Origin of the sequence: Caballeronia sp. INML2 (assembly GCF_023631365.1) — a bacterium.
GTDB lineage: Bacteria > Pseudomonadota > Gammaproteobacteria > Burkholderiales > Burkholderiaceae > Caballeronia > Caballeronia turbans.
This window is the reverse complement of the sequence record NZ_JALQDH010000139.1, coordinates 1-8634: the sequence shown is the minus strand read 5'-3', so window position 1 is coordinate 8634 and position 8634 is coordinate 1. Positions and strand designations below refer to the sequence as shown.

9 protein-coding genes and 1 pseudogene are annotated in these 8634 nt (G+C 59.7%); 6 read left to right on the top strand and 4 right to left on the bottom strand.

Annotated features, from left to right (window positions below; genetic code table 11):
- On the bottom strand, positions 1-228 hold a 228-nt coding region (locus NCT32_RS36090), incomplete at its 3' end, for an NAD(P)-dependent oxidoreductase (RefSeq protein WP_284508632.1).
- A 77-nt stretch (positions 229-305) separates the two neighbouring features.
- On the opposite strand from NCT32_RS36090, the pseudogene NCT32_RS37770 reads away from it, so the two are divergent.
- From NCT32_RS37770 to NCT32_RS36080, 3 genes and pseudogenes are all read left to right on the top strand, one after another.
- A pseudogene (locus NCT32_RS37770) lies at positions 306-635 on the top strand (GGDEF domain-containing protein); the annotation flags it as partial.
- 32 nt (positions 636-667) lie between these two features.
- Positions 668-922, top strand: a complete 255-nt coding sequence (locus NCT32_RS37765; RefSeq protein ID WP_409241577.1) for a diguanylate cyclase domain-containing protein — start codon at positions 668-670, stop codon at positions 920-922.
- A gap of 522 nt (positions 923-1444) precedes the next feature.
- A complete protein-coding gene (locus NCT32_RS36080) occupies positions 1445-2887 on the top strand; it encodes a sialidase family protein (protein ID WP_250491465.1) in 1443 nt (480 codons plus the stop codon).
- A 133-nt stretch (positions 2888-3020) separates the two neighbouring features.
- Here the strand turns inward: NCT32_RS36080 and NCT32_RS36075 are convergent, their stop codons facing one another.
- Positions 3021-3587: a YSC84-related protein gene (locus NCT32_RS36075; RefSeq protein ID WP_250491464.1), complete on the bottom strand. Its 567-nt coding sequence runs from the start codon at positions 3585-3587 to the stop codon at positions 3021-3023.
- A gap of 1490 nt (positions 3588-5077) precedes the next feature.
- Between NCT32_RS36075 and NCT32_RS37760 the strand changes: the two genes are divergently transcribed.
- The 3 genes from NCT32_RS37760 (at position 5078) to NCT32_RS36065 (ending at position 6495) form a co-directional block, all read left to right on the top strand.
- Complete coding sequence (locus NCT32_RS37760) at positions 5078-5287, top strand: DUF2950 family protein (protein ID WP_409241575.1); 210 nt, start codon at positions 5078-5080, stop codon at positions 5285-5287.
- A 145-nt stretch (positions 5288-5432) separates the two neighbouring features.
- A complete protein-coding gene (locus NCT32_RS36070) occupies positions 5433-5867 on the top strand; it encodes a glycine zipper family protein (RefSeq protein WP_409241576.1) in 435 nt (144 codons plus the stop codon).
- 34 nt (positions 5868-5901) lie between these two features.
- Positions 5902-6495 (top strand): hypothetical protein, encoded by a 594-nt coding sequence (locus NCT32_RS36065; protein WP_250491462.1) that lies wholly within the window; start codon positions 5902-5904, stop codon positions 6493-6495.
- A 62-nt stretch (positions 6496-6557) separates the two neighbouring features.
- On the opposite strand, the gene NCT32_RS36060 is transcribed toward NCT32_RS36065, so the two are convergent.
- A complete protein-coding gene (locus tag NCT32_RS36060) occupies positions 6558-7646 on the bottom strand; it encodes a hypothetical protein (protein ID WP_250491467.1) in 1089 nt (362 codons plus the stop codon).
- A 7-nt stretch (positions 7647-7653) separates the two neighbouring features.
- Positions 7654-8634, bottom strand: a 981-nt coding sequence (locus tag NCT32_RS36055; RefSeq protein ID WP_250491461.1) for an LssY C-terminal domain-containing protein, incomplete at its 5' end; no start/stop codon positions are given.

Genomic DNA, 8634 nt, shown 5'->3' with positions numbered 1-8634 from the left:
CGCCTCGGCGAGTTGGCCGATGCGCTTGCCGCCATGCCCCGACCCGATGATGCCAAGCGTCGAGCCGTAGAGATCCATGACCGGATGCAGTTCCGCATAGAAGGTCGGCGAGCCGCTCCAGTCGCCGGCGTAAATGTCACGCCAATACGGCACGAGATTGCGGCGCAACGCCATCATCAGCGCGAAGGCGTGCTCGGGCACCGAAATGGTTGAATAGCCGGCGCACATGACGACGCCGATGCCGCGCGCGCGGCACGTTTCAAGATCGAGGTGATGTCACCGAAGCGCGCGCGATCTCAGAACGCTTGTTGCGCCAAGCCACGCATGATGAACTGACCGGCCTCATCAACCGGCGCGAACTGCTGATGCGCCTGAACGATCTCGTCGATGAAGGGGCGGCCGATTCCGTCGACCTGCTCTTCATCGACCTCGACCGGTTCAAGGATATCAACGATTCAATTGGCCACGCGGCGGGCGATGAAGTGCTGCGTGTCATCGGCCAGCGTCTTTCTGAGTTGCTCGGCGAACGAGTCCATGTATCGCGCATCGGGGGTGACGAATTTGTGATTTTCCTCGTCGACGCCCCCCCGGGCGAGGCCACGCGTGTTGCGCACGACGTGATAGTACGCATGCGCGAGCCATTCACACTCCGTGCGTACGGGCCCCGGTGGGCGCGAGCATCGGCGTGGCGCGCTACCCCGTGTCGGCATGGAGTGCCGCCGAGCTGTTGCGTAACGCGGACACCGCGATGTATCACGCCAAACGCGCGGGCGGTTCGCATGTGCGGTCGTTTGGCAAGGAGGATGCGCAGCGCCTCTCGCATCGCCTCCGGCTACGCGCGGATCTGGCAAGCGCGAGCGCCACACGCCAGTTTGAACTGCATTACCAGCCGCAAATGGATCTGCGAACGGGCCGCATCTAGAAATTAGGAGTGCTTTGATAGCGTCGGGGTAGCTCTAGAATAGAGCCGCTTGAGCGGATTAGGCGGGCCGCCGCTGAGGTTGCGGCGCGCCCCCGCGCTGGCTGTCCGGTTGGCCCGCGTTCGTCCCCTACATGTCGACTACATGCACACTGCCGGTTGTACCAATGGTGTTTGTTGCAAAAAAATTCACACGCTCTCGTTTCGTACGACCTGAATTCCATTGCATTCATCTTGGTGGTTGTCATCCACATCACCAGCGGCAAGGTTGGCAGACATGCTAAAAGCAATACGAAGCGGCACTGGTAACGAAGAGTCGTAGCCGACGCGCTGGCGGTAATCAGCGTTGGCGGCCTCAGCGGTGAAGCGGTAGTCGTGCGGCGAGCGAAAATCGCAGGAACATGGAGCGCCGATGCCGTCGTGACGACCTCAGGCAAGGCAGCGGGATCCCGTCGCGTCATTTAACCACTGCCAGGGCGCTGTCGAGCTACAGGATACGTGTCGCATATGGATGAGGAGTCTTCTATGCCCTGCAACAAGCCTCGTGCACTTCTGATCGGAATCCCACTTGCCGCAGCGTTGGCGACCAGCACAACAAGCTGGGCGGCGGCCCCCATACCGGTATCGGGTCCCAGTCCGTTTGCCAGCTGCACCATCGGTGGACCCGGGACGATCTATGTGAATGCGGAGGTCGAACCCTGGCTGGCCGTGAACCCAGCCAATCCTTCGAACCTCATCGGTGTATGGCAGCAGGACCGCTGGTCGAACGGCGGCGCCCACGGTCTGGTTGCCGCTTCTTCGTTCAATGGCGGTGCTACCTGGCAACAAACGACTTTGCCTTTCAGTGCTTGCGCCAAGGGACTCGGGTATGAGCGAGCCTCTGATCCCTGGGTATCCATCGGGCCGGATGGCACTGCGTACTCTGTTTCCATCTCATTCAATCAATCCAACAACAACAATGCGGTAGCCGCGGCTGTCTCAAAAGACGGCGGGCTGAGCTGGGGCAACCTGAGTGTCATCATTGCCGATAACGAGCCAACGCTGCAGTTCTTCAATGATAAGGAATCTGTGACAGCGAATCCCACCAAGGCGGGGGTCGCATACACGGTATGGGACCGGCTCGAACTGCCGAATGGTAATCCGTACGCGAATATGCATACGGCCGCGTTCCGGGGCCCGTCGATGTTCTCGAAGACCGTCGACGGCGGTCTGACATGGAGTTCGGCGTCCGTCATCGTGAAAGTGCCGTCGCGACAGCAGACGATCGGCAACCAGATCGTGGTCAACTCTCAGAACGGGACGCTCTATGATTTCTTCGACCTGATCAGTCCGCCGTTCAGCAAAGCTGCCGGCAGAGTCGCGTTTGTCAAGTCGACCGATGACGGCGCCACGTGGACCAAACCGCAAATCATCGCCGGTCTGCAAACGGTGCCAGTCACGGATCCCAACACCGGTGAGCCTGTGCGGACAGGCGACATCATTCCAGAGCCTGCGATTGATCCGGCCACGGGGCAACTCTACGTCGTGTGGCAGGATTCGCGATTCAATGGCGGCCAGTACGATGAGATCGCACTGTCGACCTCCACCGACGGCGGCCAGACCTGGAGCGCTCCCATCCGTGTCAATCCACCCACAGGACGACCCGCGTTCAATCCCAGTGTTCGCGTCACTTCTGGCGGGACGGTTGCCGTGACGTACTACGACTTCCGCACCCTCTTAGCTGGCAATACGTCTACGCTGCCGACGGACTACTGGCAAACTACGTCGATGGACGGCGGAAAGAGCTTCAGCAGCGAATTGCATCTGGCTGGCTCGTTCGACCTCAAGACCGCGCCGAATGCCGAGGGCTCCTTCGTCGGGGACTATGAAGAGTTTGCGACCGAGTACAGTTCCCCGAACCGACGCGACTACCGTGCATTCGTCAGTGCGATCTGGGAGGGGCAAATCCAGGCAACGACTGAGGATTAGGCAGGACGCTGTGGGAGCCGACCTGACCCAGCCTTGCGACGGAAGCGCGTGCGGCCGTGCGCGCCTTCCGGGCTGGCGGGGCCGTTCATATCATCTATTGCCTCGTCGGCCCAGACCTTTTAACAAGCGAAAATCAACGGGGCTTGTAGGAGAACTTCTGGCCGCCAACGCTTGCCTCGTACATCAGCCCACCCTTGGCCACTGTGAACACAGCCATTCCCTTTCGATAGGCGCCTGTCGTTTTGGCGTCTTTCTTACCGCCACTTACGTTCGTAGACGTGCCGCCGGTCGTGCCTGCCTGGGCGCCAGCCGCCGCAGTGATCGCGATCGCGTTGGCATCTGCGCCGAATTCGAAGTTACCATTGGTGAATTCTTTGAGGGCTCGCTGATCCTTGAACACGATGAGTTCACTGTACACTTGACCGCCAAGTTGCAAGCCCACGGTGACCTGAGTCATCGATGTATCGCCGATATGTTTTCCTTTCTCATATACGCGACCCTTTCCATGGGCACCGCCTATACCGACCCCTCCCTTGCCAATCTTCGGAAACACAGCGTAACCGTAGGCGTTATGCAGAAGACTGCCGCTTTCTCCCGCGTTCTCGAATAGCTTAATGGTGTCCGTATATTCGTCGGCCCGAGCAGCAGAAATAGGCAACATCAAGAGGACCGTGAGCGTCAATATCAGACGTTTGAGCATGATATGTTCTCCATGGATTGATCGCATTGAAGCTCTGCCGTGACCTGCCCAAACCGACGCTTTGAACTCGTAGGCCCCGTTCACACAATCATTCTGAAAATGGGAATTGCGTGACGCCGAAGTCTTTCGAGTGAAGTCTCCGCACAAAAAGACCCGCGAAAGCGGGTCCGGAAAGCCGCGAGTCACGGTTGCAAAGACGAAAGTGGTCCCGTGAGCGGTCGACGCGCATCAGTGCTCCGAATTCGCGTCAAGTGTCAGTATAGGCCGCGTTTCTCATCCGCGCGGAAAAATTCCGTCCGCGTCGGACTCTCGTTAAGGCAACGCTGATTGCATGGCGGCCGTTATAGAGCGCATAAGCAACGAGAAAGCCAGAGGATTCATCGCGCTCCAACAGCAGCTCTGCGTCCAGGTCCCGGCATCGAGGCGGCGGTGAAAGCCTTCACTCGCTGCAGGCGTCGCCGGATGGTCGCGACTCGGGGTTCGCCGTCGCCTTTGCGCGCCAGGAAGCGGCCGAGCATGGCGACGATGAGACAGCAGACGCTTGCGATGGCCGGAGCATTTTCGACTTCCTGCAGAATCTCGTCTGTCAAAAAGATGGTCGCTGGCGACGTTCGAAAAGCAGTCCACACCTGCGACGTCTCACGTGGCGACGACGGGTCCAGCCGGCATAGCTTGAAATCCACTCCATTCTGCGGAGTGGCAAGCAACTGATTACGTCCTCGGCATTGACTGGTAGAGCGACTCCTCGTCCGCATTACCAGTATGTCACAACTATTCCCTTACCAGCGCTACAACGCGAATTAGGTGACGCGTGGTTTGAACTGATTCTTGAGCGGCTTGGGAGAATGGTCGCCGTCGACCTCTGTATTGAAACGCGGCTCATTCGTGAATGGCGAGCCACTAAAATGTGGAAAACATGTCGGGTCCGTTCGTCAAAAAACGCTTGTGTTGCTCGGAATATGTTCTTAAATTACCGGAGTGATGCGCGACGCTTTTACTTGGCGAAGAGATAACTCTAAAGAGAGAGTCCATGCAAGTTCATTTGAGGCTGCCGTGGAACGTGTCAGTCGAGCGATTGCAGTGCGGTGATCTCATTCGCCATGGACGCGGCGGGATAGCAGTGTGCAAGAACGGATCACTGCGGCGCACAGCGGCAGTAATGATGCGATCGTCGCGGATGCACGTCGAGTCGTCTAACAGGACGTACCACTAAACAAGGACGGCTGACTTCGCGACAAGAGTAACGCGGTACTACATCGCCGTATCGGCGCGAAGGAACGCAAGCGATCGAGGCGCGAGCGCCTATTTCGATGGGAAACGCGAGTACGCTTCGCGCGACGGATGTGCAATGGCGTGCTGCAATACACGCACGCCAGCTCGGCGGTTCAACAGCAAAGCAGGATGGACCGTATTGGCCAACCTCCGCAGGAAAGGGAAAAAGTCGAGCCCGCTCGTTCCGCTGATAGCTGCAAGCGCGCATTCTTTAAGCATTGCACTCACGGCGATGCATACCACGGCTACCACATTCGCATCCGAGGCGGCAAGCACCGGGCGGTGCTTTTAGCTATGCGATCAATGGAGGCATGCTCGCGGGCTTCGCGATGGGTCTCTACCCGGTGCAATATGGTAGGAGCGGGGCGATGGCGTTCATCGTGAGCAACAACGGTGGTGTTTGTCAGAAGGATCGCGGCAAATCCTGAGCTCCGACGTAACGCGGTTCCGATGCGTCGTGTGGCGGCGAGGACGAGCCCCGTTGGACCCTCCATGTTGCGTCTCGAACGCTCTAAACCGAGTCAAGGAGTCGGCATGATTGCAAAGAAAACTCACCAGCTATGTGTCGCGCTGATGACGCTGCTCGCGCTGGATGCCATTGCGCAAAGCAAGCCGATACCGTATCCGGCGAAAGGCCAAAGCGCTCAGCAACAACAGAAGGACGACGGCGCGTGCTACAGCTGGGCAAAGAGCAACACGGGTATTGACCCTGCGACGGCTTCTGCAGCGCCACCGCCACAGAGCGGTCCGGCGGTGGGCGGCGGAGAACGCGTGCAGGGGGCCGCGCGCGGCGCGGCGGGCGGCGCAGTAGTCGGGGCCATTGCGGGCGATGCAGGAAAGGGCGCGGCGGTCGGCGCGACAGCGGGCACGATGGTGGGCGGCTCACGCGCACGACAGAACCGTCGCGCACAGCAGGCGAATACGCAAGCGCAATCACAGGGCGCGATGGACACGTACTACCGCGCTTATGCGGCCTGCATGCAGGGCCGTGGCTATACGATCCGGTGAAATTGCCCATTCACTTAACCGAGGAGCAACAATAATGAAGCGCATGAGCAGGAGCCTGTTTGTCGCAGCGTCTCTAGTGCTAGCCGGAACAGCATGGACCGCTGAGCCTGAGACCAACGTGAACGTCACAAAGAGCGAGAATGGAGCCTCCGTTCAGGGCACCTCGAAGGTGACGGCCACCATCGTCGGCATCGACGCCGCCACGCGCACCGTCACGCTCAAGACGCGTTCCGGCAAGGTGATCGAGCTGGAGGTCACGGACGAGGTACGCAATTTCGACCAACTGGCTGTGGGCGATATCGTCAAGGTCGCTTATCACGAATCGCTGAGCCTGAGCCTGCTCGACAAGAAGAGCGAGGCATCGCGGACTGAGAGCCAGTCCTCGGAACGCTCGGTTCCGGGCGCCAAGCCGGGCGGATCGGTCGGTCGCGAAGTGACGGTTATCGCGGACGTCGTCGCGGTGAATGCCAAGACGCAGATGGTGACGCTCAAGGGCCCCAAGGGCGACACGATCGAGCTTCATGTGGAAGACCCCGAGCGTCTCAAGCGCGTGAAAAAGGGCGATCAGATCAAAGCCGTCTATACCGAAGCATTGGCCGTATCCGTCGAACCGGCCACGATGAAGTAGAACCGGTCGGCATGATGCTTTGAGACCGCCGGGTCGACCCGGTTTTGCGCACGCGCGAAGCTTCACTTTCCGGAGGTCGCGATATCTTCCTCGATGAAGCGCAGAATTGCTTCAGTCAGCGCCTCGCGAGGATAGGCGTTCTGCGTGACGAACAGCGCGGCGATCGTGCTGTGCGTTCGGGCAATGGGCACAGCCAGCGCCCAATGGTCCGCATTCACAAAGGCGAGCAGCGCGCTTCCGGGTACGATTTGATCGTAGAAGATGACTTGGCTATCGTTGCGCGCGTCGATTCGCGAAAGCTTGTCGTAGCTCGATTTGAGTATCGACGATATGCGTTCGGGTTGGGGAAAGGTGACGAGCGAGAAATAGCGCAGCTCTTGCGGAAGGGGATGCTGCGCCATCCAGGCCTGGCGTGCCGCCGGGCGCAGGCTTTGTACGGCGCCGCCGTCGCCCGACGTACAGGTCGCGCCGGGAAAGTACCGCAGCATGTCGGCCTGATACTGTTCTGCATCGTTGGCGAGCGCTGATCCGCCAACCGCGCCCGCCGCACTCACGACGGCCGCCACACGGCTACGGATCTCCGGATACTCGACAACAGCCTCCAGGATGTCGGCGGCGCCCTTTGAGTAACCGACCAGCACGAGCTGCCCTGGCTCGGTGGACGGTTGCATCGCCATGATGGCGTCGCGGATCTGACGTGCGTTGTTTTGCGAACTCGACAGGCCGTCGACGTCGAGCATGAAGGCGTCATAGCCAAATTGCCGCACGTGTTTCGCGACGTCGTTCTGCGAATTCAACCACGGCTTGAAGCAGTCGTAACCGATGCCTGGAACCACCGCCGCGATGAGGTGACGCTTCGATTCACCCAGATCCACTGGCGCGCCAGTGCCAGAGGGCTCGGTACCGACGCGTGTCAGTGCGTCTTCGCAGGGACGGTAGTCGGCAAGCGCCTTGCCGTGTGCTTCGAGCACCGCGCAGAATGTCTCGCGAAAGCGTGACCGCTTGTCCTGCACGCCCGCTTGAGATGCGGGAGCGAGCGCGAGCGGAGGCGTATCCGTCGTGTAGGGAACGAGCGGCTTCGTTGTGCAGGCTGTAAGCGCAAGGCAGGCAAGTGCGGCCACGAGACCGACGAAGCCTCTGCGTCGCATCATGATGGATCTACTTGCCGGCATCGCCGTTCTCCTCGGGTGCACCGGTTTCACGCTGCTCAAGGTAAGGCACCCAGTCAAGAATTTGCACGTTGGTGAAGTTGAGCGGGCGGGTTGCGAAGAACATTACGGCGCGCAGCCCATTGGTGTAATACGACGCGCCATTCAGTGTTGTTCGCGGGTTTGCCCGTGGCGCCGCACCTACGCCGTACACGAAGCCGAGCTTCTCCAGACCGCCCGAATACATCATGTCCTGGATCAGAAAGTTGCGCGCCTCGTCGACGTCGCCATGCAACGCGAGGTTCGACGTATCGTGATGCGCGAAGCGGCCGCCAATGGGCCGTCCACATTGCGCCAGATACACCGATCTTCCGTTGAACCGGATGGGCGCGAGCCATGCGCGCAATGTCGTGGAAGGTGCGCCCGCTTGCGCTTCCTTGCGCAGGACGACGTCGGGTCTGCGTCCAAATAGCGTCTGCGTAAGGTCCGTGTCACGCAAGTCGCGACGATAGCCGCGCCGAACCATTGCGGTGCCTATATCGCCCAGCGTACCGATGATAATCACGTTCAACGGGTCCGCTTCGGTCGCGCCTTTCTCATCGGTGGCGCAACATGGCATGCGTTCGAGCGCCGCCCGTAATGAAGCAAGATCGTGATAATCGACGGTTGCTGACTCGGAATACCGGAATGGTGTCAGCGCGAAACGCGCGTCTCCGGCGTCGTTCGGTACTGGCACGAACAGGGAGAAAGGGATCAACGTTTTGCTGCCGAACAAATCGATATTGACCAACTTGATTTGCCGGTCCTGGTTGGTGAACAGGAACCCGGTACGCGTTTCGCCAGCGGGGATGGGATTTTTGAATCCAAGCTTGTTCAGATGATCGTCGATACTTGCGTTCGTCGCACTTCCAAGGAGCGTGTGCATGGACCACGCTACTTCGAGCGGCGAGAAGTAATCCGGATCGGTTCCGGAGTGCAGCAACCACAAGTT